At 65.4% G+C, this 25,734-nt stretch carries 24 protein-coding genes, 1 pseudogene and 2 riboswitches; of the genes and pseudogenes, 17 read left to right on the forward strand and 8 right to left on the reverse strand.

Annotated features, from left to right (window positions below):
• Window positions 1–257: 257 nt before the first annotated feature.
• From K2L43_RS09970 to K2L43_RS09985, 4 genes are all read left to right on the forward strand, one after another.
• Window positions 258–1,964 carry an electron transfer flavoprotein-ubiquinone oxidoreductase gene (locus tag K2L43_RS09970; protein WP_196995326.1) on the forward strand — a complete coding sequence of 569 codons (1,707 nt, stop codon included), beginning with the start codon at window positions 258–260 and terminating at the stop codon, window positions 1,962–1,964.
• 218 nt (window positions 1,965–2,182) lie between these two features.
• Entirely contained in the window at window positions 2,183–3,151 is a 969-nt protein-coding gene (locus K2L43_RS09975) for an ABC transporter substrate-binding protein (protein ID WP_220637452.1), read from the forward strand.
• Window positions 3,152–3,256: 105 nt separating this feature from the next.
• The gene (locus K2L43_RS09980; RefSeq protein ID WP_011805196.1) at window positions 3,257–4,144 is read left to right on the forward strand and encodes an ABC transporter permease; all 888 of its coding nucleotides are present in this window, start codon (window positions 3,257–3,259) and stop codon (window positions 4,142–4,144) included.
• Between the two features lie 16 nt (window positions 4,145–4,160).
• On the forward strand, window positions 4,161–4,955 hold the full coding sequence (locus tag K2L43_RS09985; RefSeq protein WP_011805195.1) for an ABC transporter ATP-binding protein: 795 nt from the start codon (window positions 4,161–4,163) through the stop codon (window positions 4,953–4,955).
• Window positions 4,956–5,022: 67 nt separating this feature from the next.
• Here K2L43_RS09985 and K2L43_RS09990 read toward each other — a convergent pair whose 3' ends face one another.
• A complete protein-coding gene (locus K2L43_RS09990) occupies window positions 5,023–5,478 on the reverse strand; it encodes an Lrp/AsnC family transcriptional regulator (RefSeq protein ID WP_220637453.1) in 456 nt (151 codons plus the stop codon).
• 293 nt (window positions 5,479–5,771) lie between these two features.
• On the opposite strand from K2L43_RS09990, the gene K2L43_RS09995 reads away from it, so the two are divergent.
• The 12 genes from K2L43_RS09995 to K2L43_RS10050 all read left to right on the forward strand — a co-directional run bounded on the left by K2L43_RS09995 (window position 5,772) and on the right by K2L43_RS10050 (window position 20,208).
• On the forward strand, window positions 5,772–6,743 hold the full coding sequence (locus tag K2L43_RS09995; protein ID WP_220637454.1) for a TRAP transporter substrate-binding protein: 972 nt from the start codon (window positions 5,772–5,774) through the stop codon (window positions 6,741–6,743).
• Window positions 6,744–6,820: 77 nt separating this feature from the next.
• On the forward strand, window positions 6,821–7,315 hold the full coding sequence (locus tag K2L43_RS10000) for a TRAP transporter small permease (RefSeq protein ID WP_015913282.1): 495 nt from the start codon (window positions 6,821–6,823) through the stop codon (window positions 7,313–7,315).
• An 82-nt stretch (window positions 7,316–7,397) separates the two neighbouring features.
• Window positions 7,398–8,675: a TRAP transporter large permease gene (locus tag K2L43_RS10005; protein ID WP_011805188.1), complete on the forward strand. Its 1,278-nt coding sequence runs from the start codon at window positions 7,398–7,400 to the stop codon at window positions 8,673–8,675.
• Between the two features lie 6 nt (window positions 8,676–8,681).
• Window positions 8,682–8,774, forward strand: a riboswitch (glycine riboswitch).
• A 19-nt stretch (window positions 8,775–8,793) separates the two neighbouring features.
• Window positions 8,794–8,908, forward strand: a riboswitch (glycine riboswitch).
• Between the two features lie 44 nt (window positions 8,909–8,952).
• On the forward strand, window positions 8,953–10,083 hold the full coding sequence (gene gcvT / locus K2L43_RS10010) for a glycine cleavage system aminomethyltransferase GcvT (RefSeq protein WP_220637455.1): 1,131 nt from the start codon (window positions 8,953–8,955) through the stop codon (window positions 10,081–10,083).
• 103 nt (window positions 10,084–10,186) lie between these two features.
• Window positions 10,187–10,561 (forward strand): glycine cleavage system protein GcvH, encoded by a 375-nt coding sequence (gene gcvH / locus K2L43_RS10015; RefSeq protein ID WP_011805186.1) that lies wholly within the window; start codon window positions 10,187–10,189, stop codon window positions 10,559–10,561.
• 68 nt (window positions 10,562–10,629) lie between these two features.
• Window positions 10,630–13,524, forward strand: coding sequence for an aminomethyl-transferring glycine dehydrogenase (gene gcvP / locus K2L43_RS10020; RefSeq protein WP_220637456.1), 2,895 nt, complete (start codon window positions 10,630–10,632; stop codon window positions 13,522–13,524).
• Between the two features lie 70 nt (window positions 13,525–13,594).
• Window positions 13,595–13,996 (forward strand): FKBP-type peptidyl-prolyl cis-trans isomerase, encoded by a 402-nt coding sequence (locus tag K2L43_RS10025; protein ID WP_011805184.1) that lies wholly within the window; start codon window positions 13,595–13,597, stop codon window positions 13,994–13,996.
• A gap of 75 nt (window positions 13,997–14,071) precedes the next feature.
• Window positions 14,072–16,234 (forward strand): ATP-binding protein, encoded by a 2,163-nt coding sequence (locus K2L43_RS10030; protein ID WP_103738982.1) that lies wholly within the window; start codon window positions 14,072–14,074, stop codon window positions 16,232–16,234.
• A 55-nt stretch (window positions 16,235–16,289) separates the two neighbouring features.
• Window positions 16,290–16,958, forward strand: coding sequence for an RluA family pseudouridine synthase (locus tag K2L43_RS10035; RefSeq protein WP_011805182.1), 669 nt, complete (start codon window positions 16,290–16,292; stop codon window positions 16,956–16,958).
• 31 nt (window positions 16,959–16,989) lie between these two features.
• On the forward strand, window positions 16,990–17,772 hold the full coding sequence (locus K2L43_RS10040) for an SDR family NAD(P)-dependent oxidoreductase (protein ID WP_220637457.1): 783 nt from the start codon (window positions 16,990–16,992) through the stop codon (window positions 17,770–17,772).
• A 109-nt stretch (window positions 17,773–17,881) separates the two neighbouring features.
• Window positions 17,882–19,066: a beta-ketothiolase BktB gene (gene bktB, locus K2L43_RS10045; RefSeq protein WP_011805180.1), complete on the forward strand. Its 1,185-nt coding sequence runs from the start codon at window positions 17,882–17,884 to the stop codon at window positions 19,064–19,066.
• Window positions 19,067–19,215: 149 nt separating this feature from the next.
• Window positions 19,216–20,208: a tripartite tricarboxylate transporter substrate binding protein gene (locus tag K2L43_RS10050; protein WP_220637458.1), complete on the forward strand. Its 993-nt coding sequence runs from the start codon at window positions 19,216–19,218 to the stop codon at window positions 20,206–20,208.
• Window positions 20,209–20,302: 94 nt separating this feature from the next.
• Here the strand turns inward: K2L43_RS10050 and K2L43_RS10055 are convergent, their stop codons facing one another.
• From K2L43_RS10055 to K2L43_RS10065, 3 genes are all read right to left on the reverse strand, one after another.
• Window positions 20,303–20,743 (reverse strand): universal stress protein, encoded by a 441-nt coding sequence (locus tag K2L43_RS10055; protein WP_011805178.1) that lies wholly within the window; start codon window positions 20,741–20,743, stop codon window positions 20,303–20,305.
• 94 nt (window positions 20,744–20,837) lie between these two features.
• Window positions 20,838–21,590, reverse strand: a complete 753-nt coding sequence (locus tag K2L43_RS10060) for a 2OG-Fe dioxygenase family protein (RefSeq protein WP_047350653.1) — start codon at window positions 21,588–21,590, stop codon at window positions 20,838–20,840.
• Between the two features lie 135 nt (window positions 21,591–21,725).
• Complete coding sequence (locus K2L43_RS10065; protein ID WP_049756523.1) at window positions 21,726–22,238, reverse strand: hypothetical protein; 513 nt, start codon at window positions 22,236–22,238, stop codon at window positions 21,726–21,728.
• Window positions 22,239–22,500: 262 nt separating this feature from the next.
• Between K2L43_RS10065 and K2L43_RS10070 the strand changes: the two genes are divergently transcribed.
• A complete protein-coding gene (locus K2L43_RS10070) occupies window positions 22,501–23,508 on the forward strand; it encodes a D-2-hydroxyacid dehydrogenase family protein (RefSeq protein ID WP_015913270.1) in 1,008 nt (335 codons plus the stop codon).
• A gap of 84 nt (window positions 23,509–23,592) precedes the next feature.
• On the opposite strand, the gene K2L43_RS19050 is transcribed toward K2L43_RS10070, so the two are convergent.
• The 4 genes and pseudogenes from K2L43_RS19050 to K2L43_RS10085 all read right to left on the reverse strand — a co-directional run bounded on the left by K2L43_RS19050 (window position 23,593) and on the right by K2L43_RS10085 (window position 25,722).
• Complete coding sequence (locus K2L43_RS19050; protein WP_255580424.1) at window positions 23,593–23,904, reverse strand: ABC transporter substrate-binding protein; 312 nt, start codon at window positions 23,902–23,904, stop codon at window positions 23,593–23,595.
• A gap of 1 nt (window position 23,905) precedes the next feature.
• A pseudogene (locus tag K2L43_RS19220) lies at window positions 23,906–24,717 on the reverse strand (branched-chain amino acid ABC transporter substrate-binding protein).
• Window positions 24,718–24,856: 139 nt separating this feature from the next.
• A complete protein-coding gene (locus K2L43_RS10080) occupies window positions 24,857–25,285 on the reverse strand; it encodes a hypothetical protein (protein ID WP_220637459.1) in 429 nt (142 codons plus the stop codon).
• Entirely contained in the window at window positions 25,282–25,722 is a 441-nt protein-coding gene (locus tag K2L43_RS10085) for a DNA polymerase III subunit chi (RefSeq protein WP_011805172.1), read from the reverse strand. The genes K2L43_RS10080 and K2L43_RS10085 overlap by 4 nt, the downstream gene beginning before the upstream one ends.
• Window positions 25,723–25,734: the final 12 nt, after the last annotated feature.

The raw sequence follows: 25,734 nt of genomic DNA on the forward strand, positions 1-25,734 counted from the left end.
AATTACGGAATGCGGGACTCGAAAAAGCGGGCATCGCTTGCCGTTTTTCAGTTCGCTCCCCCAGAAAGCGAAGGCGCGCGAACGCCCCGTTTGCGCTTGTGCACTGCACAAAATGAAGTGTCTGGACGGCATTGCGAAAAGTGAACGACCGTGCGATTCCTGTGCGACGGCCTGAATACAATCGGTCACCACACAGGGCCATCGCTCCCCAGGCCGGCACCCTGCCTTTTTCCACTATCGAAGCAGAAGAGACACCCATGACGAACGACGAAATTCTGAGCACCTACGGTCCCCGGGAAGCCATGGAATATGACGTGGTGATCGTCGGCTGCGGCCCCGGCGGGCTTGCCACCGCCATCCGCCTGAAGCAACTGGCGGCCGAGAAGGGCCAGGACGTTTCCGTCGTCGTGCTCGAAAAAGGCTCCGAGCCGGGCGCGCACATCCTGTCCGGCGCCATCATGGACCCGAAGGCATTGACCGAACTGATCCCCGACTGGAAGGCCAAGGGCGCGCCGCTGAACCAGCCCGTGACCGACGACGCCATGGTGTTCCTGGGCGAGAAGTCCTCCCTGCGCACGCCCAATTTCCTGCTGCCTCAGTGCTTTCAGAACCACGGCAATTACATCGTCAGCCTGGGCAACGTGGTGCGCTGGCTGGCCGAACAGGCGGAAGGACTGGGCGTGGAGATTTTCCCCGGCTTTGCCGCCGCTGAAGTGCTCTACAACGAAGACGGCTCCGTCAAGGGCGTGGCCACCGGCAACATGGGGGTGGGCAAGGACGGCAAGCCCACGAGCGAATTCCAGCTGGGCATGGAATTGCATGCCAAGTACACCATCTTTGCCGAGGGTGCGCGTGGTCACCTGGGCAAGCAGATCATCGCCCGCTACAAGCTGGATGCGGAGAGCGACCCCCAGACCTACGGCATCGGCATCAAGGAGTTGTGGGAGATCGACCCCCAGCGCCACCAGCCCGGCTTCGTGCTGCACACTGCCGGCTGGCCCATGGACAACAGCACCTACGGCGGCGCCTTCCTCTACCACCTGGAGGACAACAAGGTCACGCTGGGCTTCATCACCGGCCTGGACTACAGCAACCCCTACCTGAGCCCGTTCGAGGAATTCCAGCGCTGGAAGACCCACCCCAACATCCGCTGGTACCTGGAGGGCGACGAGGCCAGGGGCATCAAGCCCGCCAAGCGCCTGGGCTACGGCGCACGCGCCATCACGGCCGGCGGCCTGATGAGCCTGCCCAAGTTCGTCTTCCCGGGCGGCGCGCTGGTGGGCTGCGAGGCGGGCTTCCTGAACGTGAGTCGCATCAAGGGCAGCCATGCCGCCATCAAGACCGGCATGCTGGCCGCCGAGGCGGCATATGACGCCATTCAAAGCGGCCGCCAGCACGATGAGCTCTCGGCCTATCCCAAGGCCTTCGAGGGCAGCTGGCTCTACACCGAACTGAACAAGGCACGTAACTTCAAGGCCTGGTTCAAGAAGGGCCTGGTCACGGCCACGGTGATGAACGGCATCGAGCAGTTCGTGCTCAAGGGCCACATTCCATGGACGCTGCACCGCGACAAGCCTGACCACGCTTACCTGAAGCCCGCGGCCGAGTGCAAGCCCATCGTGTATCCCAAGCCGGACGGCAAGCTGACCTTCGACCGCCTGTCCAGCGTGTTCATCAGCAACACCAACCACGCCGAGGACCAGCCCGCGCATCTGACGCTCAAGGACGCCAGCGTGCCGGTGAATGTGAACCTGGCCAAGTACGCCGGCCCCGAGGCGCGCTACTGCCCGGCCGGCGTGTATGAGTTCGTGCCGGACGAAGCGAAGGGCGGCAGCGCACAACGCCTGCAGATCAACGCCCAGAACTGCGTGCATTGCAAGACCTGCGACATCAAGGACCCGACGCAGAACATCGTCTGGGTCACACCGGAAGGCGGCGGCGGTCCGAACTATTCGGGCATGTAACCAAGGGGTTGCTGCGCAATGCTATATTTTTAATAGCTGTTAGCGCTGGACCGAAAAGCCGTAGAGGCACTTTTGATCCCAAAGTGCCGCAGCGCCCGTTCCGTCCACGGACGGCAGGCAAACGGTAGACTCCCCACAAGGCCGCGCGTGGTTCCTGCGCCGGCCTGGTACTACAAACACAGGAAAACACCGCACGTTCAATTGGAGAGTGGACCGTTATGAAGAGTTTGTCTTGGGTGCCCTTGGGCGCTATCGCCCTGGCCGCAGCCGCCCTCGCGCCCGTGGCGCATGCGCAGCAAAAGTCCGTTGCCGTGACCGCCATCGTGGAGCACCCCGCCCTGGACTCGATCCGCGACGGCGTGAAGGCCCAGTTGCAGGCTGCCGGCTTTGAAGAGGGCAAGAACCTCAAGTGGCAATACCAGAGCGCCCAGGGCAACACGGGCACCGCCGCGCAGATCGCGCGCAAGTTCGTGGGTGACAAGCCTGACGCCATCGTCGCCATCGCCACGCCCTCTGCCCAGGCCGTAGTGGCTGCCACCAAGACCGTGCCTGTGGTGTTCTCTGCCGTGACGGATCCCGTGGCCGCCAAGCTGGTGAAGAACTGGGAACCCTCCAAGACCAACGTGACCGGCGTATCCGACATGCTGGCGCTGGACAAGCAGATGGACCTAGTCAAGCAGGTCGTGCCCGGCGCCAAGCGCGTGGGCATGGTCTACAACCCGGGCGAGGCCAACTCCGTCGTCGTGGTCAAGGAACTCAAGCAACTGTTGCCCAAGATGGGCATGACGCTGGTGGAGGCTTCTGCCCCGCGCTCGGTGGACGTGAGCAGCGCCGCGCGCAGCCTGGTGGGCAAGGTGGACGTGATCTACACCAACACGGACAACAACGTCGTCTCGGCCTACGAGTCGCTGGTGAAGGTGGGCCAGGAGGCCAAGGTGCCGCTGGTGGCATCCGACACCGACAGCGTCAAGCGCGGCGCCATCGCCGCCCTGGGCATCAACTACCGCGACCTGGGCGAGCAAACTGGCCGCATGGTGGCGCGCATCCTCAAGGGCGAAAAGCCCGGCGACATCAAGCCCGAAGTCAGCACGAAGATGGAACTGTTCGTGAACCCAGGCGCCGCAGAGAAGCAGGGCGTGAAGCTCTCCGACGCGCTGGTGAAATCCGCCACGCAAGTGGTCCAATAAACCTTCGCGCCAAGGCCGGGCCGCCGCGGCAGCCCGGGTCACTGGCACCCCACGCAGGAGCCATGGCGCCATGGCTCCTGCTTTGTTTTCTATCCGCCACTGTCCATGTCACTCTTTTCCCTGCTGGGTGCCGTCGAGATCGGCCTGATCTTCAGCCTGGTCGCGCTGGGCGTCTTCATCTCGTTCCGGCTGCTGCGCTTTCCCGACCTGACGGTGGACGGCAGCTTCCCGCTGGGCGGCGCGGTCTGCGCCATCCTCATTTCCACCGGCCATAACCCCTACGTGGCCACGGTGGCCGCCACCGCTGCAGGGGCTGTTGCCGGTCTGGTCACGGGCTGGCTGAACGTGCGCCTGAAGATCATGGACCTGCTGGCGTCCATTCTGATGATGATCGCGCTGTACTCCATCAACCTGCGCATCATGGGCGGCCCCAACGTACCGCTGATCAACGACGAGACGCTGTTCACCTTGCTCCAGCCGCCGGGCCTGGACGACTATTGGTCGCGCCCGATGATCCTGCTGGTGATCGTGATCGCGGCCAAGCTGTTCATGGACTGGTTCTTCGCCACCGAGCGCGGCCTGGCCATCCGAGCCACCGGCTCCAACGCGCGCATGGCCCGCGCGCAGGGCATCAACACCGGCGCCATGGTGCTGCTGGGCATGGCCGTATCCAACGCGCTGGTGGCACTGGCGGGCGCGCTGTTCGCGCAGACGCAGGGCGGCTCGGACATTTCCATGGGCATCGGCACCATCGTCATCGGCCTGGCCGCCGTGATCGTGGGCGAGAGCATCCTGCCCTCGCGCCGCCTGGTGCTGGCCACGCTGGCCGTGATCATCGGCGCCATCGTGTACCGCTTTTTTATCGCGCTGGCGCTCAACAGCGACTTCATCGGCCTGAAGGCCCAGGACCTCAACCTGGTGACCGCCGTGCTCGTGACCATTGCGCTCGTCATCCCGCAGCTCAAGCGCAAGCTGGCCGCAGGCGGCCGCTGAAAGGAAGGCTCTCCCCATGCTGAGCGCACAAGACCTCTTCATCACCTTCAACCCCGGCACGCCCATCGAAACGCGCGCGCTGCGCGGCATGTCGCTGGACATCCCGGCGGGTCAGTTCGTCACCGTCATCGGCTCCAACGGGGCAGGCAAATCCACCTTCCTGAATGCCATCTCGGGCGACCTGTCGGTGGACACCGGCCGTATCGCCATCGACAACCAGGACGTGACGCGCCAGCCCGTGTGGGAGCGCGCCCGCCGCGTGGCGCGCGTGTTCCAGGACCCCATGGCCGGCACCTGCGAAGACCTCACCATCGAGGAGAACATGGCCCTGGCCCAGCAGCGCGGCACGCGTCGCGGCCTGCGCGGCGCCGTCAAGCAGTCTGAACGCGCCATGTTCCGCGAACGCCTGGCCACGCTGGGCCTGGGTCTGGAGAACCGCCTCACCGACCGCATCGGTTTGCTGTCGGGCGGCCAGCGCCAGGCCGTGAGCCTGCTCATGGCGGCATTGCAGCCCTCGCGCATCCTGCTGCTGGACGAGCACACCGCCGCGCTGGACCCACGCACGGCCGATTTCGTGCTGCAGCTCACGGCCCGCATCGTGGCCGAGAACCAGCTCACCACCATGATGGTCACGCACAGCATGCGCCAGGCGCTGGACGTAGGCCAGCGCACCGTCATGCTGCACCAGGGCCAGGTGGTGCTGGACGTCTCGGGCGACGAACGCGCGCGTATGGACGTGCCCGACCTGCTGCAGATGTTCGAGAAGGTGCGCGGCGAGAAGCTGGCCGACGACGCGCTGCTGCTCGGCTGAGCTCCATCACGCTCAGAAAAAGATAGCTGCTCGCGCCAATTTCATGGACGCGAGCAGCTTTTTTCTTTCATACACCCAAAGGCAGGTCTGCCTTCTTCAGCGTGCGCAGCACGAAGCTCGACTGGCTGTGGCGTATGCCCTTGATCTTGTAGAGCTTCTCGCGCAGCAGGCGCTCATAGTCGCGCGTGTCCTTGACCACCACGCGCAGCAGGTAGTCGTACTCGCCCGACACCAGATGCGCCTCCACCACCTCGGGAATGCTGGCCAGCACCTCGCCGAACTTCTCCAGCGTGTTGTCCGAATGGCTGTCCAGCGTCACCTGCACCAGCACCGTGTCGCCCAGCCCTAGCGCCAGCGGGTTCAGGCGCACGGTATAGCCTTCGATCACGCCGGCCTCCTCCATCTTCTTGATGCGGCCCCAGCACGGCGAGGGGCTCAGGCCGACGGCGGCGCCGATCTCTTGCAGGCTGGCGCGTGCATTGCCTTGCAGGACGGAGAGAATTTTTCTGTCTAGGCGATCCATGTGCTGCATTATTCGTGAAACCTAGATACCACAGAAAATTTTTCTTCAATGTAGGTTTTTATAGAGAAATTCAGCAAATTCATCCACAACCCGCGGCGCATACTTCTTTTCCATCAAGGCGCTCTTACCGGGGCGCACGACATTGACGAGACCCCGCCCGGTTACCGCTGGGCGGGGACTTGGCAAGACGGGCCAAGGCGGCCTTCTCAAGTCCCCGCGCAAACCCCTATGACCTGCGTCATGTTGCATTGCCATAATTTTTCGGCAGCACCCGCAGATTCACAGGAGACAACATGCAGCTGACCAAACTTGCGCTGGGCCTGGGCTTGGCACTGGGCATGGCCGCAACGGCCTTGGCACAAACCACAATGCGCATCAGCATCTCGACGGCGCAGAACTCCCACCAGGGCGTCGCCATCGACACGTTTGCCAAGGAGGTCGAAAAGCGCACCGGCGGGCGCTACAAGGTGCAGACCTTCTACAACGGCGCGCTGGGCGGCGAGCGCGAATCCATCGAGGCGGTGCAGTTGGGCACGCAGGAGTTGGCCTTCAGCTCCACCGGTCCGGTGCCCAACTTCGTGCCCGAGACCAAGATCCTGGACGTGCCCTTCCTGTTCCGTGACAAGGCCCACGCACGCGCCGTGCTCGACGGCCCGATCGGCCAGGACCTGCTGAACAAATTCGATGCCAAGGGCTTCAAGGCGCTGGCCTGGGCGGAGAATGGCTTTCGCCACATGACCAACAGCAAGCGCGACGTGAAGACGCCCGAGGACTTGAAGGGCCTGAAGATGCGCACCATGGAGAACCCGGTGCACATCGCCGCGTACAAGGGTTTCGGCATCATCACCACGCCCATGGCCTTCCCCGAGGTGTTCACAGCCCTGCAGCAGGGCACGGTGGACGGCCAGGAAAACCCCCTGCCCGTCATCATCTCGGCCAAGTTCGACCAGGTACAAAAGCACCTCTCGCTCACCGGCCACGTGTACTCCCCCTGCCTCTTCGTGATGAACAAGGCGGTGTTCGACAAGCTCTCACCCGCGGACAAGCAGGCCTTCATCGACGCCGCCAAGGAGGGCACCAAGGCCAACCGCGCTCGCGTGGACGAGGACGACGCCAAGGGCGTGGCCGACCTGCGCGCCAAGGGCATGACGGTGATCGACGATCTGGACAAGTCCAAGTTTGTCGCCGCGCTCGCGCCCGTGAACGCGCAGTTCGAGAAAGAGTTCGGCAAGGCCAACCTCGACAAGATCCGCAACTACAAGTGACGCTCACTTTTCAGTAGCTGCTACCGCCCGTGGATCATGCGCCACGGGCGTTTTTATTCATATTTTCGTGAGTGCGCATGAAAACCTTCTTCCTCTCCTGCGAGCGCTGGAGCACCGCCGTCGCCATGTGGGGCGCCTGCGCCATGCTGGCGCTGGCCTCGGCGCTCGGCATGTTCCAGATCCTGATGCGTTTCGTTTTCGAAGAGCCGGCCGAGTGGACCGAGGTGCTGATCCGCTTCAGCCTGATCTGGATGGTGTTTCTGGCGATTCCCATGGCATTCCGGCAGGGCGCCATGGTCAGCGTCGACGTGCTCTACCGCTGGAGCCCGCGCCCGCTGCGCCGCGTGCTGGACTGGGTGGTGTGCCTGGCAGCGCTGGCGCTCATCGCCGTGATCATCTGGTGGGGGTGGGATTACGCGCGCCGCGGCGGCGTGCAGTCGATGGCAGGGCTGGAGTCGGTTTCGATGTTCTGGGCCTATCTGGCCATGCCCGTGGGTGGGCTGTTCAGCATCCTCGGCATCGTGGGCAATCTGATCGACCCGCAGCGCCATGAACTGGAGACTGCCCAATGAGCGCCGCGCAGAGCCGCCTCAAGCAAGCGAGCGGCCTCCTCGGGGGGCGGCGGGTACATGAAATGACGCGCGTGGGGGCCCTATGACCACGGTCATGATCTCCACCATGGTGCTGTGCTTCGCGCTCACCATCTCCGTGGCCGTCTCCATCGGGCTGGCCTCCATCCTGGGCATACAAGTGGCGAACGCCAACATGCTGATCTCCGTGAAGGAGATGTTCGCCTCCATCAACAAGTTTCCGCTCGCAGCCATTCCGTTCTTCATCCTGGCGGGCAACCTCATGGAGACCGGCGGTATTTCGCGCCGGCTCGTGGAGTTTGCCAAGAGCATCGTGGGCGGCGTGCAGGGCGGCCTGCCCATGACCTGCGTGCTCACCTGCATGATCTTCGCGGCCGTCTCAGGGTCATCGGTGGCGACCACGTTCGCCATCGGCGCCATCCTGATTCCTGCGCTCATCAAGCATGGCTACCCCACCAGCTACGCGGCCGCGCTGCAGGCCACCAGTGCCGAGCTGGGTGTGATCATCCCGCCGTCGATCCCCATGATCCTGTACGGCGTGGCGGCCGAGGTATCGATCGGCGAGCTGTTCATCGCCGGCTTCGGCCCCGGCATCCTGATCAGCGGTGCGCTGATGCTGTTCGTCTGGGTGTATTGCAAGTACAAGGGCTGGGGCAAGCATGACGGCGACGGGCGCATGCCCTTCGGCCGCGCGCTGCTGCAGGCGGGCTGGGCACTGCTGATGCCAGTCATCATCCTGGGCGGCATCTACGGCGGCGTGTTCACGCCCACCGAGGCCTCTGCCGTGGCCGTGTTCTACGCGCTGGTGGTGGGCATGCTGATCTACCGCGAGATCCGCGTCGCGGACCTGTTCGCCATCCTACGCAAGTCGGCCATCTCGTCGGCGGTGATCATGTTCATCATTGCCAATGCGGGCCTGTTTGCCTTCCTCATCACGCGCGCTGGCGTGCCGGACGCCATCGGCCGCTGGCTGCAGGAGGTGCTGCAGTCGCCCGCGCTGTTCCTGCTGGGCGTGAATGCCGCGCTGTTCGTGATCGGCATGTTCATCGAGACCAGCGCCGCCATCATCGTGCTGGCGCCGATCCTGGCGCCGGTGGCCCAGCACTTCGGCGTGGACCCGGTGCACTTCGGGCTGATCATGGTGGTGAACCTGGCGCTCGGCATGATCACGCCACCCTTCGGCGTGAACCTGTTCGCGGCGTGCACGGTGGCGCGCATCTCTCTGGATCGCATCGTCGCCCACCTGCTGCCGTTCGTGGGCGTGGTCCTGCTGTGCCTCCTGGTCATCACCTACGTGCCATCGCTTTCATTGGCCCTGCGTGATCTCGTGTACGCAAAATAGATAGAATCCGTCCCGTCAGGAGAGAGTCCGCGCCCCTCAGGGCCGGGCCGCCGAAGGCGCAGGCAGCAGCCGAACGCTCAGGCAAAAGGACTGGCGACACGCCCGCAGGGATGCGGGTGTTTCCCTTGCTGGAGAGAGGCCGCAGCAGCATGCGGCCCACCGAAGGAGCAAGCCCCGCGACATGCCATGCAGGCGGGGTGAATCTCTCAGGTAAAGCGGACAGCGGGGCAAATCGGCGATCGAGAGATCGCTCCACCATTTGCCTTCGCCCATTGCCATGTCCGCCATGTCCGACCTGCTCACCACTCCCCTCAACGCCCTGCACATCGAACTGGGCGCCCGCATGGTGCCCTTCGCCGGCTACTCCATGCCCGTGCAATACCCCATGGGCCTGATGGCCGAGCACCACCACACGCGCACGGCGGCCGGCCTGTTCGACGTGTCGCACATGGGGCAGCTCAAGCTGGTCGGCCCTGACGCCGCTGCCGCGTTCGAGACGCTGACGCCCGTGGACGTGGTCGACCTGCCCGTGGGCAAGCAGCGCTACGGCCTGCTCCTCAATGACGAGGGCGGCATCATCGACGACCTCATGTTCTTCCGCATGGCGCAGGACGAGCTCTTCGTGATCGTCAACGGCGCCTGCAAGGTGGGCGACATTGCCCACATCCAGGAGCGCATCGGCCAACGCTGCCAGGTGATTCCCATGCCCGACCAGGCCCTGCTCGCGCTGCAGGGCCCACAGGCGGCTGCGGTGCTCGCGCGTCTGGCACCAGGCGTGGACAAACTGGTGTTCATGACCGGCGGGCATTTCGACATCGCGGGGGCGCAGTGCTTCGTGACGCGCAGCGGCTACACCGGAGAGGACGGCTTCGAGATCTCGGTGCCCGCCACGCAGGCCGAGGCCCTGGCGCGCACGCTGCTGGCCCAGCCCGAGGTCAAGCCCATCGGCCTGGGCGCACGCAATTCGCTGCGCCTGGAAGCCGGCTTGTGCCTATATGGCAACGACATCGACACCACTACCACCCCACCCGAAGCCGGCCTGAACTGGGCCATCCAGAAGGTGCGCCGTACAGGCGGCGCGCGCGCTGGCGGTTTTCCCGGTGCCGACAAGGTGCTGGCCCAGATCGACAGCCCGGCCACCCTCACGCGCAAGCGCGTGGGCCTGGTGGCGCTGGAGCGCGTGCCCGTGCGTGAGCACACCGAGTTGCAAAACGAGTCGGGCGAGCGCATCGGCGAAGTCACCAGCGGCCTGCTGGCCCCCACTGCCGACAAGCCCATCGCCCTGGCCTACGTAATGCCCGCCCATGCCGCCCCCGGCACCCGTATGAACGCCATGGTGCGCGGCAAGGCCGTGCCCATGGAAGTGGCTGCCACGCCCTTTGTTCCCACACGCTACTACCGCGGCTGAATTCACCACGGCGAACTGCCACCGCGCCCAGGTCAGCCCGGCTACAGTGCGGGCTGACCACTCTCAAACCTTTTCCTTCCACCTCTTCTTCCCGGAGCCCCCCATGAGCATTCAGTTTTCCAAAGACCATGAATGGATCAACGCAGCCGACCCGGCCGCGGCCGTCGTCGGCATCACCGTCCACGCGCAGGATGCGTTGGGCGATGTGGTGTTCGTGGACCTGCCCGCGGTGGGCACCACCTTTGCCCAGGGCGACGTGGCCGGTGTGGTCGAGTCCGTCAAGGCCGCTGCCGATGTCTACATGCCCGTGTCCGGCGAAATCGTCGAGGTCAATGAGGCCTTGCGCGCCGACCCGTCCCTGGCCAACTCCGACCCGCTGGGCGCCGGCTGGTTCTTCAAGGTCAAGCTCAGCGACGCCGGCCAGCTCGCCGGCCTGATGGACGAAACGGCCTATACCGCCTTCGCCCAGAACGCCTGATGCACCCGCGGCGCCGTGCACACGGCGCCGCCGCACCGCCCCATCGCTCTTGAGACTGGTCCCTCGCCATGCAGATGCCCTCCCCCCTGCCCCTGGCGGCGCTCGAAAACGCCGCTGAATTCCTGCCCCGCCACATTGGCATCGACGCCGCCGACGAAGCACACATGCTGTCGGTGATCGGCGAGGCTTCGCGCCGCGCGCTCATTGATTCCATCGTGCCGCGCTCCATTGCGCGCCAGCGCCCCATGGACCTGCCCGCGCCGGCCACCGAGGCCGCAGCGCTGGCTGAACTCCAGGCCATTGCGTCGAAGAACCGCATTCTCAAGAGCTTCATCGGCCAGGGCTACTACGGCACGCACACGCCGGGCGTCATCCTGCGCAACGTGCTGGAAAACCCTGCCTGGTACACGGCCTACACGCCCTACCAGGCCGAGATCTCCCAGGGCCGCATGGAGGCGCTGCTCAACTTCCAGACCATGGTGTGCGACCTCACGGCCATGCCCATCGCCAACGCCTCCATGCTCGACGAGGCCACCGCTGCCGCCGAGGCCATGACGCTGGCCAAGCGCTCGGTCAAGTCCAAGAGCGACGTCTTCATCGTGGCCGGCGATGCGCACCCGCAGACCATCGAAGTCATCCAGACCCGCGCCGCCCCCATCGGCATCACCGTGGTGGTGGCCAATTCCCAGGAGGAATGGCAGGCGGCCCTGGCCGGCGACTTCTTCGCCGCCCTCATCCAGTACCCTGCCAGCAGCGGCTGGGTGCAGGACTGGCAGGCCGACGTGGACGCCATCCACGCCAAGCAGGCCGCCGCCATCTTCGCTACCGACCTGCTGGCGCTCACGCTGCTCAAGGCCCCCGGCGAGTGGGACGCCGACATCGTGGTGGGCTCCACCCAGCGCTTTGGCATGCCCATGGGCGCCGGCGGCCCGCACGCCGCCTTCATGGCCTGCCGCGACGAATTCAAGCGCAGCCTGCCCGGCCGCCTGGTGGGCGTGAGCGTGGACGTGCACGGCAAGCCCGCCTACCGCCTGGCGCTGCAAACGCGCGAGCAGCACATCCGCCGCGAGAAGGCCACGAGCAACATCTGCACGGCCCAGGTGCTGCCGGCCGTGATCGCCAGCATGTACGCCGTGTACCACGGCCCCGAGGGCCTCACGCGCATCGCCCGCCGCGTGGCGCGCTTCACCGCCATCCTGAGCCGCGGCCTGGCGCAGCTGGGGTTCACCAGCCGCCACCATGGCTCGGCCTTCGACACACTCAGCCTGCACACCAAGGATGCTACGGATTCAATAGCTGCTCGCGCAGTCCAGATGGGCGCAAACCTGCGAAAAGCCTGGAATGAATACCTGTGCATCTCGCTGGACGAGACCACCACCCGCGCCGATATCGAGCTGCTGTGGAAGATCTTTGCGCGGGACGGCCAGCAACTGCCCACCATCGAGGCGATGGACGCCGCCGGCGCACCGGCGCTGTTCCCGGATGCTCTGGCGCGCACCAGCCGCTTCATGACGCACCCGGTGTTCAATACCCACCATTCCGAAACCGGCATGCTGCGCTACATCCGCCAGCTGTCCGACAAGGACCTGGCGCTGGACCGCACCATGATCCCGCTGGGCTCGTGCACCATGAAGCTCAACGCCACCAGCGAGATGATCCCCATCACCTGGCCCGAGTTCGCCCACGTGCACCCGTTCGCCCCGGCCGACCAGCTCGAAGGCTACCGCCTGCTCGACGAGCAACTGCGCGCCTGGCTGTGCCAGGCCACGGGCTACGCGGGCGTCAGCCTGCAGCCCAACGCAGGCAGCCAGGGCGAATACGCCGGCCTGCTGGCCATCAAGGGCTACCACGAGGCCCGTGGCGAGAGCCACCGCAAGGTCTGCCTGATCCCCAGCAGCGCGCACGGCACCAACCCCGCCAGCGCCCAGATGGTGGGCATGCAGGTGGTGGTGACCAAGTGCGACGAAAACGGCAACGTGGACATGGCCGACCTGCAGGCCCAATGCGAGAAGCACAGCGCCAACCTCGCCTGCGTGATGATCACCTACCCCAGCACGCATGGCGTGTTCGAGACCCAGGTGAAGGCCTTGTGCGAGCTGGTGCATCGCCACGGCGGGCGCGTGTATGTGGACGGCGCCAACATGAACGCCCTGGTCGGCGTGGCCGCGCCGGGCGAGTTCGGCGGCGACGTGAGCCACCTGAACCTGCACAAGACCTTCTGCATCCCCCACGGCGGCGGCGGCCCCGGCGTGGGCCCGGTGTGCGTGGTGGAGGACCTCGTGCCCTACCTGCCCGGCCACGCCACGGGCGGCATTGCTTCCAAAACAGGAGCTGTCAGCGCAGCTCCCTTGGGCAATGCAGCCGTTTTACCCATCAGCTGGATGTACATCCGCATGATGGGCGCCGACGGTCTGCAGGCCGCGACCGAGACAGCGATCTTGAGCGCCAACTACATCAGCGCGCGCCTGAAGGACCACTATCCCACGCTGTACGCTTCCGCCAACGGCCATGTGGCCCACGAGTGCATCCTGGACCTGCGCCAGTTGAAAGACACCAGCGGCGTGATGGCCGAGGACGTGGCCAAACGCCTGATCGACTACGGCTTTCACGCACCCACGCTGTCGTTCCCTGTGCCCAACACGCTGATGGTGGAGCCCACCGAGAGCGAGACGCTGTTCGAGCTGGACCGCTTCATCGACGCGATGATCGCCATCCGGCGCGAGATCCGCCAGATCGAGGCCGGCACCTGGCCGCAGGACGACAACCCCCTCAAGAACGCGCCCCACACGGCCGAGTGCCTGCTGGTAGCCGACTGGCAGCACCCCTACCCGCGCGATGCGGCAGCCTATCCCGTTGCCGCCCTGCGCCAGAACAAGTACTGGAGCCCCGTGGGCCGTGTGGACAACGTCTACGGCGACCGCAACCTGTTCTGCAGCTGTGTTCCGGTGAGCGAACTGGGCTGACGGCCTGCTCCGCTCAGGCATTCACAACGGCCCTACCATCGGGCCTTTGTTGCTTCTGAACGTTTGACCCATGCGCCCCCCTCTCGCACTGCTTGCATCGCTTGCCCTCGCCTCCGCAGCCCAGGCGCAGGCCCCTGCCGTCACCACCGGCAGCGGTCTGGTCTATGAGTCGCTCAAGGACGGCAGCGGTGAATCACCCAAGGCCACCGACACCGTCAAGGTGCACTACCGCGGCACCTTCCCCGACGGCAAGGAGTTCGACAGCTCCTACAAGCGCGGCGAGCCGACCGAGTTCCCCCTGAACCGCGTCATCCCCTGCTGGACCGAAGGCGTACAGCGCATGAAGCCGGGCGGTAAGGCCAAGCTCACCTGCCCGCCGGCGATTGCGTATGGCGCGCGCGGCGCGGGCGGCGTGATTCCGCCCAACGCCACGCTGAATTTCGAGATCGAGCTGCTGTCGGTGCGCCGCTGAACGAGGCAGCGGCACCGGCCTGTGGGGCACCAGGCAGACGCGTACACTGGCAGGCCTGCGGATTGCCCGATTCCCATGAGCCGCCCCGACCTGTCCCTGCTGTTTCCCGCCGCGGAGCCTGCCTCGTCCCCCCCTGAGCAGCCGGAGCGCCGCGGCCCTCAACGGGCCAGCGGCGACGTGGCCGAGCTGATTGCGCAGCTGCGCGCCTCACAGGCCGAGCTGGAGGCGCAGAACCAGGTGCTGCGCTACAGCCAGGCCGCGGCCGAAAGCGCTTCCGAGCGATTCGAGGCCCTGTTTTCCAGCGTGCCGCTGTCGCTCATGGTGGTGGACGAGCATGACATGGTGGTCCAGGCCAACTCCATGGCACAGCGCTCGTTCCAACCGCGCGAGACGGACCGCCCCCTGACGGCACTGATGCCCTTCGTGAGCGACAGCCACGCGCCGCGTGTGCGCGAGGCCTTCGACCAGGCGCGGGCCGTGGGCACGGCCGAGGCCACGGAGGTTGTGTTCCACATCAGCGAGGGCCGCCACATCACTGGCGACCTGCACATCGCGCGCATCGAGTCGCGCTCCGAGCAGGACGCGCCGCTCACGCAGTTTCTGTGCGCCGTGATCGACCAGGGGCCGCTGCTGGCCGAACGCCAGGCCCTGCAGCGCAGCGCACAGGAGCTGCAGGAGCGCAACGTGCAACTGCACACCAGCGAGCGCCGGCTGGAAGCGGTGATCAACTCCGCGCTCGACGCGATCATCTGCGTGGACCAGCACGAGCGCATCACCGTGTTCAATCCCACGGCAGCGATGCTGTTCCAGTGCGCCACCAGCGACGCGCTGGGCAGCCCGTTGAGCCGTTTTCTGCCCGAGGCCCAGCAGGTGCTGGCGTTCGCGCAACTGACCACGCAGGCGGCGCTGGGGGAGATGACGGCGCTCACGGCATCGGGCCGCGAGCTGGCGGTGGAGATCAGCGTGTCGTTCGAGCGCCATGCGGAAGGCGAGACCACCACCGTGTTTGCCCGCGACCTCACGGCCCGCAAGCGCGAAGAAGCCCGCCGCAACGCGCTGGAGGGACAACTGCGCGAGTCGCACAAGATGCAGGCCGTCGGCACCATGGCCGGCGGCATCGCGCACGACTTCAACAACATCCTGCATGCGATCCTGGGCAACGTGGAGCTGGCCAAAGCCGATTGCCCGCCCGGCACGCCGATGTACGAAAGCCTGCTGGAGATCGACAAGGCCGGCCGGCGCGCCCGCGACCTGGTGCGGCAGATCCTCACCTTCAGCCGCAACGAGCCGCCCAAGCGTGCCGCCGTCACCCTGGCAGAGGTGGTGCACGACACCGAACGGCTGCTGAGGGTCACGCTGCCCCCTGAGATCGAGCTGACCGTGCATGTCCCCCCCGACCTGCCCCCCGTATTGGCGGATGCCACGCAGGTGGAGCAAGCGGTGCTGAACCTGTGCACCAACGCCGTGCACGCCATCGGCAGCCGCCGTGGCCGCATTCGCGTGGATGCTGCGCTGATCCAGCCCGACCAGCGCATGCGCGAAAGCCTGGGCCTGAGCGCGGGCGACTACGTGGCCGTGCGCGTGCATGACAACGGCCCGGGCATGGACGCCGCCACCCAGTCGCGCATCTTCGAACCCTTCTTCACCACCAAGCCCGTGGGCCAGGGCACCGGCCTGGGACTGGCGGTGGTGCACGGCGTGATGCGCACCCACGGTGGTGGCGTGGACGTGCACAGCGCACCCGGCGAGGGCAGCCGCTTCACGCTGTACTTTCCCGTGGCGTCGTACTCCATGGTCGCCGCCCTGCCGGAAGTTCCCGCGCCGGTCGCGCCCGCCAGCCCGCCCGCGGTGGCGCCGGCAACAGACCGTCTGCTGCACGTGATGTACGTGGACGACGACCAGGCGCTGGTCTTTCTGGTGCAGCGCCTGCTGCGCCGCCGCGGCTACGAGGTCAGCGGTTTCACCGACCCGCACCAAGCCACAGACGCCCTGCAGGCCCACCCCGAGCGCTACGACCTGCTGGTGACGGACTACAACATGCCGGGCTACTCGGGCCTGGATCTCGTGCGCGCGGCCCGCACCATCCGCAGCGACCTGCCAGTGGCCCTGGCCTCCGGCTATGTAACGGCGGAAATCGAACAGGCCGCGCTGGCCGAAGGCGCACGCGCGCTGATCCACAAGCCCGATGACGTGGAAGAGCTGTGCGCGACCGTGGACCGGCTGGCCCATGGCGGTTGAGTTGACAGCGCCGCAGGCCGTACAGACGGCGGGGGCGCATGCACCTTTGCAGGGTATGCCGGCCAGCCCATCAGAGGGCGTCCGCAGCGTGCACGTGGACGACACGCTGCTGGTGCTGGACAAGCCCTCGGGATTGCTGTGCGTGCCCGGACGGGGCCCCGACAAGCAGGATGCCTTGAGTACGCGTGCCCAGGCGCTGTGGCCCGACGCGCTCATCGTGCACCGGCTGGACCAGCCCACGTCGGGACTTGTGCTCATGGCGCGGGGCGCCGCGATGCAGCGGGCCCTCAGCCACAGCTTCGCCCAGCGGCTGGTGCACAAGCGCTACCGCGCCGTGGTGGCGGGCCGCATGCCGCCGCCCGACCCTGCGCACGCGGACGGCTGGGGCGAGATCGCGCTGCCCATCGCGGCGGACTGGGAACGCCGCCCGCTGCGCGTGGTGGATGCCACGCACGGCCAGCCCAGCCTCACGCGTTGGCGCGTGCTGGCGCACGACGCCGCCCGCGACACCACCTCCGTGGAGCTGGAACCCGTCACCGGTCGCACGCACCAGCTGCGCGTACACCTGGCGGCACTGGGCCACCCCATCCTGGGCGACCAGCTCTATGCCGATGCGTCGGTACAAGCCCGCGCACCGCGCCTGTTGCTGCACGCCTGCGTGCTGGAGTTCGCGCACCCGCTGCAGGGTGGCTGGTGCGCGTTTGCCTCGGCACCGCCGTTTTGATCGCCGCGTGCGTGGCCGTTACCATGCCCGCATGACGCAACACCTCTACATCCTCACCGGCGGCTCGCGCGGCATGGGCCTGGCCATGGCACACCAGTTGCTGAAACCCGGCAACACGCTGATCAGCCTGGCGCGCAGCACCTCTGCGCCGTTGTCCACGGCCGTGCCGCAGGGCGCGACGCTGGAGCAATGGAGCGTGGACCTGGCCCAGCCTGCGCAGGCCGCTCAGCGCCTGCGCGAATGGCTGGCCACGCAGCCTGCCTGCCGATACGCCAGCGCCACGCTGATCAACAACGCCGGCGTGATCCCGCGCATCGCACCGCTGTCGGCATGCGCCAGCCCGCAGGACATGGCCGAGCTGTCCAACGCGCTGCGCGTGGGACTGGAGGCGCCGATGCTGCTGACGGCCGCCTTCCTGGGCGCGACCGAAGGCTGGGCTGCACCGCCCCACTCCGTGGCGCGCAGGGTGCTGAACATCTCTTCGGGGCTGGGGCGTCGCGCCATGGCGTCGCAGTCGGGCTACTGCGCGGCCAAGGCCGGCATGGACCATTTCACGCGGTGCCTGGCGCTGGACGAAGCCGCCAAGCCCCACGGCGCCAAGGTATGCTCGCTGGCTCCCGGTGTGATCGACACCGACATGCAGATCCAACTGCGCGGCGCCAACCCGGCCGACTTTCCGGATGTGCAGAACTTCGCCGCCCTCAAGACGGGCGGCATGCTCACCTCGCCAGACGCCGCGGCTGCCCGCGTGCTCGCCTGGCTGCAGCGTACAGACTTCGGCGCCAACCCCGTGGCCGACGTGCGCGAGGCCTGATGCCGTGCCCCGGCGCAGTGCAATCATTACTATGCATTTTGTAGCTGCTAGCGCTTATCCAATAAGCGCTAGAGCCTGATTTGATTCAAAACCATTACAGGAGAAAACCATGTCCCGTGACGTCGTCGTAGTCAGTGCCGTGCGCACCGCCATTGGCACCTTTGGCGGTAGCCTGAAGGACGTTCCGCCCACCGAGCTGGGCGCGCTCGTGGTGCGCGCGTCGCTGGCACGCGCGCAAGTGGACGGCAAGGACGTCGGCCATGTGGTGTTTGGCCACGTGGTGAACACCGAACCCAAGGACATGTACCTCTCGCGCGTGGCGGCCATCCAGGGCGGCTGCGCCGAGGGCACGCCCGCGTTCAACGTGAACCGCCTGTGCGGCTCGGGCTTGCAGGCCATCGTGTCGGCCGCACAGACCATCCAGCTGGGCGATGCCGACGTGGCCATCGGCGGCGGCGCGGAGGTGATGAGCCGCGCACCCTACGCGAGCCTCGCCAGCCGCTGGGGCGCGCGCATGGGCGACTTCAAGATGATCGACATGATGATCGGCGCCCTGCACGACCCCTTCCACAACATCCACATGGGCGTGACGGCCGAGAACATCGCCGCCAAGTGGGGCATCACGCGCGAAGACCAGGACCGCCTGGCCGTGGAGAGCCACAACCGTGCCGAGCGTGCCACGGCAGCGGGCTACTTCAAGGACCAGATCGTCCCGGTCACCCTCAAGAGCAAGAAGGGCGAGGTGCAATACGCCACCGACGAGCACTTCCGCGCCGGCGCGACACTGGACGACATGGCCAAGCTCAAGCCCGTGTTTGCGAAAGACAACGGCACGGTGACGGCGGGCAATGCCTCGGGCATCAACGATGCGGCTGCCGCTGTGGTGCTGATGGATGCCAAGGCAGCGCAGGCCCGCGGCGCAAAGCCTTTGGCGCGCCTGGTGGCCTACGCCCATGCGGGCGTGGACCCGAAGTACATGGGCATCGGCCCTGTGCCCGCGACGCAGTTGGCGCTCAAGAAGGCAGGCCTCACGGTCAACGACCTGGACGTGATCGAGGCCAACGAGGCCTTTGCCGCGCAGGCCTGCGCCGTCACGCGCGACCTGGGCCTGGACCCGGCCAAGGTCAACCCCAACGGGTCGGGCATTTCGCTGGGCCATCCCATCGGCGCCACCGGTGCGCTGATCACCGTGAAGGCACTGCACGAACTGCAGCGCATCCAGGGCCGGTACGCGCTGGTGACCATGTGCATCGGCGGTGGGCAAGGCATCGCGGCCATTTTCGAGCGCCTCTGAGACGCCTCGCCCCGCCCCGCCATCGCTGATGGCGATGGCATGCGCGCGCTTCGGCACGGTGCGGCCCACGATGGCTGGGCCATCATCCAGGCGGGCGCGCGCCAGATGCGCCATGTTCCATACCAGGTTCTCCAGGAGACTTTTTCCCCATGCTTCGTCGACATATCCTTTCTCTTGCCACCCTCGCCTGTGCCTTGGGCGCTGTGCCCGCCCATGCCCAGACCAGTGCACCCGCTGCCGGCGCCTATCCCGCCAAGCCCATCCGTTTGATCGTGCCCTTCCCGCCCGGCGGCGGCACCGACATCCTGGCCCGCCTGGTCGCCGCCAAGCTGACGGAAGCCAACAAATGGACCGTGGTGGCCGACAACAAGCCGGGAGCTGGCGGCACCATCGGTATTACCGAGGCGGTGAAGGCCGCTCCCACAGGCTATGACATCGTCATGGGCCAAAAGGACAATCTGGTCATCGGCCCCTGGCTGTACAAGAACCTGCCGTGGGACCCCACCAAGGACCTGACGGCCGTGGCCCACGTGGCGTACACGCCCGTGGTCATCGCCACGAGTGTCAACTCCAAGTACAAGTCTTTGGCCGACGTGGTGGCGGCCGCCAAGGCCGCGCCGGGCACCGTCACTTATGGCTCGCCCGGCAACGGCACCTCCATTCACCTGGCGGGCGACCTGTTCGAGAAAGCTGCCGGCATCAAGCTGAGCCACGTGCCCTACAAAGGCTCCAACCCGGCACTCATGGATGCGTTGGCGGGCAATGTGGAACTGCTGGTTTCGTCGCTGCCCTCGGCGATGGGTCAGATCAAGGCGGGCAAGCTGCGCCCGTTGGCGGTCACCTCGGCCAAGCGCAGTTCGTCGCTGCCCGACGTGCCCACGGTGGCCGAGTCCGGCTTCAAGGGCTTTGACGTGAGCACCTGGTACGGCGTGCTGGCGTCGGCAGGCACGCCGCCAGCCGTGGTGAACACGCTCAACGCGGAAGTCAACAAGCTGCTCGCCACCGCGGACATGAAGGCCGCCATCCAAGCGCAAGGCGCAGAGCCGCAGGCCATGTCGCCGGAACAGTTCTCGACCCTGCTCAAAAACGAATACGTGCAGTGGAAGGGTATCGTGGAAGCCTCGGGTGCACGGATTGAGTAACCCGTGCTCGCGGCGCCCCCTTCCGTGATGGGGCGCGAAAAGAAAACGGCTCGCAACGCGAGCCGTTTTCATGTGTGGCGACGTACGCCCCGGGTCAATCCCGCACGACCAGCACCGGCACGTGGGCCACGCCCAGCACGCGCTGTGTGACGCTGCCCAACACCAATTTTTCCAGCCCGCGGCGACCGTGCGATCCCATCACGATGAGGTCCGCGCCCGTGCTCTCGACGGCGCGCTGGATGCCGTCGTGGATCGCATGCCCCTCGCCTACCATGGTGTTGACGTTGGCGACGCCTGCCTGGGTGACAGCGGCCTTGGCGGCGTCCAGGGCCGTGTTTGCCTCGGCCGTCGCGGCACTGAGGTATTGGGCCTGGCCGTAGGCGAAATCCGCGCCCACCCCCGTGAAGGGATAAGGGTCGATCACGTACAGCGCCGTCACGGCGCTGCCGAAGGTCTTGGCCAGCGCTGCCGCCTTGGCCACGGCCTTCATGGACGTCTCCGAGCCATCGACGGGAATCAGAATGTGCTTGAACATGGAACCTCCTTTTGGTTAGGGTGGCAGGCCTGGAAGGCCCGCAACAACAACGAGTGTGATGCGTACGCGGCCTCCAAGGCTTGATTCGCATCAATTATTGGGACGCATCCCCTTGAAAGCCACCGCCCCGGCAGGTAACCACCAGGGTATCGCGCCAGCCGCCATCTTCGGTGGGCTGGATGGGTGTGGTTTCATGGATCATGCGCGCATCGTCCAGCAGCATGACGGACCAGGGCTCGCTCAAGGTAAACCGCTGTCCATTCGGGCCCGTGGCTTCGAAGATGCGGGTCTCTCCACCCTTGATGCCCTGGCGGCTTACCAGGAACACCGCCACCAGGTCCACGCCGTCGCGGTGCGCGCCTTCGGGTGTCGGACGGCCGATGCCGCCCTCGGTGTCAATGCGGAACTGATGTGCTTCGATGTAGCAGGGTTGAGACGGCTGCCCGCACATCGCTTGCGAGAGGCCCGCAGCCGCCTGCATGAGTTGCCGCCACACCGGTCGAGCCACCGTTTCGTCACGCATGGGCGCAAACCAGCGCTGCAGCCCTCCGTGCAGCGCGTTGTACTCCACCGGCTGCCAGTGCGCGCGGTGCGGTGCTTGTTTCACGGCGGGGCCCTCGACAATGAAGCAGGAGTGGCGCCGCCTGCGGTACCGTCCTCCGTCCTTGAGGTAGTCATCCGGGGCCAGATCCGACCAGTCGGCCGCCAGGGCCTGCAAATCGTTCAAGGCACATCCCACCCATGTCGCTGTGTCCCGGGGTTGCAGCACCGCATAACCCCGGTCACGCAACTGCGCGACGACCTGTGAGGGCGGTGTATAGGGAGGGGAGAACGTCACATGTGCCATAGGCACACAAGCTTAAGGCAACACCGCCGAGCACACGCAGTGTTGGCGCGAAAACTTCGGGAGGGAAATGCCTCCCTCGAAAAGCCTGGACCCTCATCGTGCTGCGGCCATCAGATGCCAGGCTTCACGCCTGCCTCAGCGATCACCGCGCCCGTGGCCTCGGCCGTTGCCGTTGCCTTTTCCATTCCCACGGCCGCGATGGTCATCATCCCGGTCGCGGCCGTTCCAGTGGCCGCGGCCATCGTCAAACGAACGGCCATCGAACCGGTCGCGGTCATCGCGGAATTTGCCGGGCCGGCGCGGGGGCTCCTTCACGAAATACACGGGTTGACCGCAAGCAGAGTAGCGCGCGCAGTGCTTGGACCAGTTCTTGGCATGGCCCGGCGGCACATACATATAGATGGGCGAACGGGGAACATACACCGCGGGAGGAGCGATCACCACCGGCTGCGGGTACAGCAGCGCAGGCGCGCTGTTGCCGATATCCACGCGGCCGTAGACGCCGGGAGCGATTTGCCCGCCCACCGTGGCGTTGATGTAGGTCTGGGCTGCCACGCCACCGGCGGAGGCTGCCACGGCCAAGGCCATAGCCAAACCGCGGGCCAGTTGGAGGGTTGAGGAGAGGGAGTGAGGCTCGCGGTTTTTCATGGTGATTGCTGATGCCGAAAACAAACTGGTGGAATGCACGGCCATTTGTAACTGCACAAATGGGAAAAAGGCGCAGATACTCTCTGAAAGATGTAAGCAATGGCGTATTCGCCACGGTAATGCGCCTGGTGCCCATCGGTGGAACTACGCTGCACAGGTTTTCTTATCAGCGACAATGATCCATTGAGACCGGCAATGCGCTCCTTTGGAACCATTGCAGAGAAACAAAGCTGCGCCACTGTGTGCGCAGTAAGTGGACAAGATGAACATCGTAATACTCGACGATTACCAGGACGCCGTGCGCAAGCTGCATTGCGCGGCACGGCTGGACCCCTACTCCGCAAAGGTCTACACGAACACCGTCAAGGGGTTGGGGCAGCTATCGGTGCGCTTGCGGGACGCAGATGTCATCGTGCTGATCCGCGATCGCACGCAGATCACGCGCCAACTGGTGGACAAGCTGCCGCGCCTGAAGCTGATTGCCCAGACCGGCCGCGTGGGCGCGCACATTGACCTTGCTGCCTGCACCGAGCGGGGAATCGCCGTCGCTGAAGGCGTGAGCTCCCCCGTTGCGCCAGCGGAACTCACATGGGCTCTCATCATGGCCGCCATGCGCCGTCTTCCCCAGTACATCGCCAACCTCAAGCATGGCGCATGGCAACAGTCGGGCCTGCGTGCCGCATCCATGCCGCCTAACTTCGGGGTGGGCAATGTCCTGCGTGGCAAGACGCTGGGCATCTGGGGCTACGGCAGGATCGGGCAGATCGTGGCAGGTTATGGGCGCGCTTTTGGGATGAACGTGCGCGTGTGGGGGCGGGAAGCCTCACGGGTCCAGGCACTGAGCGACGGCCTGCAGGTAGCGGCCACACGGGCAGAGTTTTTCTCCCAATGCGATGTGGTTTCACTGCATGTGCGTTTGACCGAGGAAACGCAGGGCATGATCACGCTAGAGGACCTGTCGTGCATGCGGCCGACGTCCCTTCTCGTCAATACGTCACGTGCCGAGCTCATCGAGCCCGACGCCCTGATCGCCGCATTGAACAGAGGCCGCCCGGGCATGGCTGCTGTGGATGTATTTGAAAGCGAGCCCATTTTGCAAGGCCACGCGCTGTTGCGGCTTGAGAACTGTATTTGTACGCCGCACATCGGCTACGTCGAACAAGACAGTTACGAGCTTTATTTCGGAGCCGCCTTTGACAATGTGGTGAACTACATCAAAGGCACGCCCTCGAATATCGTCAACCCCGGCGCGCTGCAGGTCCGACGCTGAACGGTTGCTGATATCAAGAGAAAGGGCTCCCCAAGGAGCCCTTTTTTACGAGATCCGCACTCAAGGCGAGGCGGAACAGGTCGATCAGTTCAACGGCGTCTTCTTGCCTTCCTTGTAGGTGTACAGCGTAATGGCCGGATTCTTCATTTCGCCATTGGGTTCAAACGCAATGTTCGCGGTCACGCCCTTGTAATTGGACTTGAGCAACTCGGGGATATACACCTTCGGGTCCCAGGAGCCGGCGCGCTTCATAGCGTCCACCAGCAGCATGGTCGCGTCATAGGTGTACGGGCTGTAGACCTGAAACTGGTTGGGGTACTTGGCGTCGTATTTGGCCTTCCAGGCCGTGCCGCCAGGCATCTTGGCCAGGGATGCGCCACCCTCTGCGCAAATCACGTTAGCCAGCGTCGGCGCCTGCCGCCAGCTTGGCAATTTCCGTGGTGCATACGCCATCCCCACCGAAATACTTCGTGTTGGCCAAACCCAGTTGCTCCATCTGGCGCAACATGGGACCTGCCTGAGGATCCATGCCGCCGAAGAAGATCGCATCGGGGTTCTTGGCCTTGATGGCCGTCAGAATGGCCATGAAGTCCGTCGCCTTGTCCGTGGTGAACTGTTCGTCCACAACCTTCATGCCTTTCTCGGCTGCCACGCGCTTGAACACGTTGGCAACGCCCTGGCCATAAGCGGTGCGGTCATCCACGATGGCCACGGTCTTCAGCTTCAGGGTTTCCGCCGCGTAAGCCGCCAGTCCAGCACCCAGAGCGTTGTCGTTCGCAATGATGCGGAAGGTGGTTTTGTAGCCGGGGCGCGTCAGGTTGGGGTTGGTTGCGGCGCCAGTGACGTGGGGGATCCCGCAGTCGTTGTAGACCTTGAAGCAGGAATCGTGGTGCCCGAGTTCAGGTGCCCGACCACCCCCGCGACCTTCGCATCGCACAACTTCTGTGCGGCCGCCGTGCCTTGCTTGGGATCAGCGGCATCGTCCTCCGCCACCAATTCCAGCTTCACCTTCTTGCCACCGATCGTGACGCCCTGGGCGTTCAGCTCTTCAATGGCCATGCGAGCGCCGTTTTCGTTGTCCTTGCCGTAGTGCGCCTGGGCGCCGGAGACCGGTGCCACGTGACCAATCTTCACCACCTCTTGAGCAGCGGCCACACCGGCAACCGCTGCGATCGCAGCAGCCACGGTCATTTTCAACTTCAGTTGCATATGGATCTCCAATTAAGAAAAGCGCTGGAAATATTGTTGTGAACCAACGCGGAGAAACATATCGCAATTTATGTTCCACATCACTAGGGAACACAAGAAGGTTCTGCGAAACGACACAGGGAAATACCCTGACGCAGCATCAATGGCCGCTGCGCTCGCCTGCCAGTTCCTCGGCCACGGCTTCATAGACGGCCTGCCGCACTACCGATTCCACTTCCTCTCGCAGACGAGGCACCATGGACCGTGTCTGCTCCTGTACCACCACTGCGATCGCCTCGCGCAAACGTTGGTCCAGCACGACGTCCACGCGCTGCATCACGCGATGCACCACGTACTCCTCAAACCCGTAGGGCAGCGCTGCAGGCAGCGGCGCAACCGGCGCGGGAGCTGCGAGGGGCGGTGGTGAATGCGGAGCCCCTGGCAAAGGCACAGAGAGCGACGCAGCGGTGGTCGCAGGCCGTGTCACCGGAGGCGACGGACGCGCCGAGCTCCCTTCGGCTTCGGGCATCTGCACCACGTCGGTGAGCGTGGGCACGAATCTGGGAGGTTTCTTGGTGGGTGTTGTCATCCCGCGCTTTCCTTGAGTACCAGATCGTGGCGAACGATGTCATACCCCAGCGCGGCATAGCCGCGCCAGCGCTCCCGCGCGCGCTTCCGATCATCCTCATCCACCTGGCTGACCACCTCCACGACCCGAGCGTACTGCGCAAATCCCTCGGGCAAGACATTTCCCAGGTTGACCAACACGTCCCGATTCGGACTGGTACGAGGGTCTTGCACCAACACGGTGGGAGAGGCACGCAGAATTTCCTCGTCGGCGTCTCCCAGGCAATGGCCGACGAAATCCGAAGGCGCCAACGCCCAGAGCTGGCGATCCAGCCGCAGCAAGGTGTCTGCATCACCCGTGACCGTCACCCGCGCATCCTGCCGGGTGGCTTTTCGCACCAGGCGACAGACATACGCCAGTTTGTCGGGTGCATTGAAGTGGAATGCCACCTGTGTCATGCCGGCACCTTC

This window comes from Diaphorobacter sp. MNS-0 (assembly GCF_019602835.1).
Taxonomy (GTDB): Bacteria; Pseudomonadota; Gammaproteobacteria; order Burkholderiales; family Burkholderiaceae_C; genus Diaphorobacter; species Diaphorobacter nitroreducens.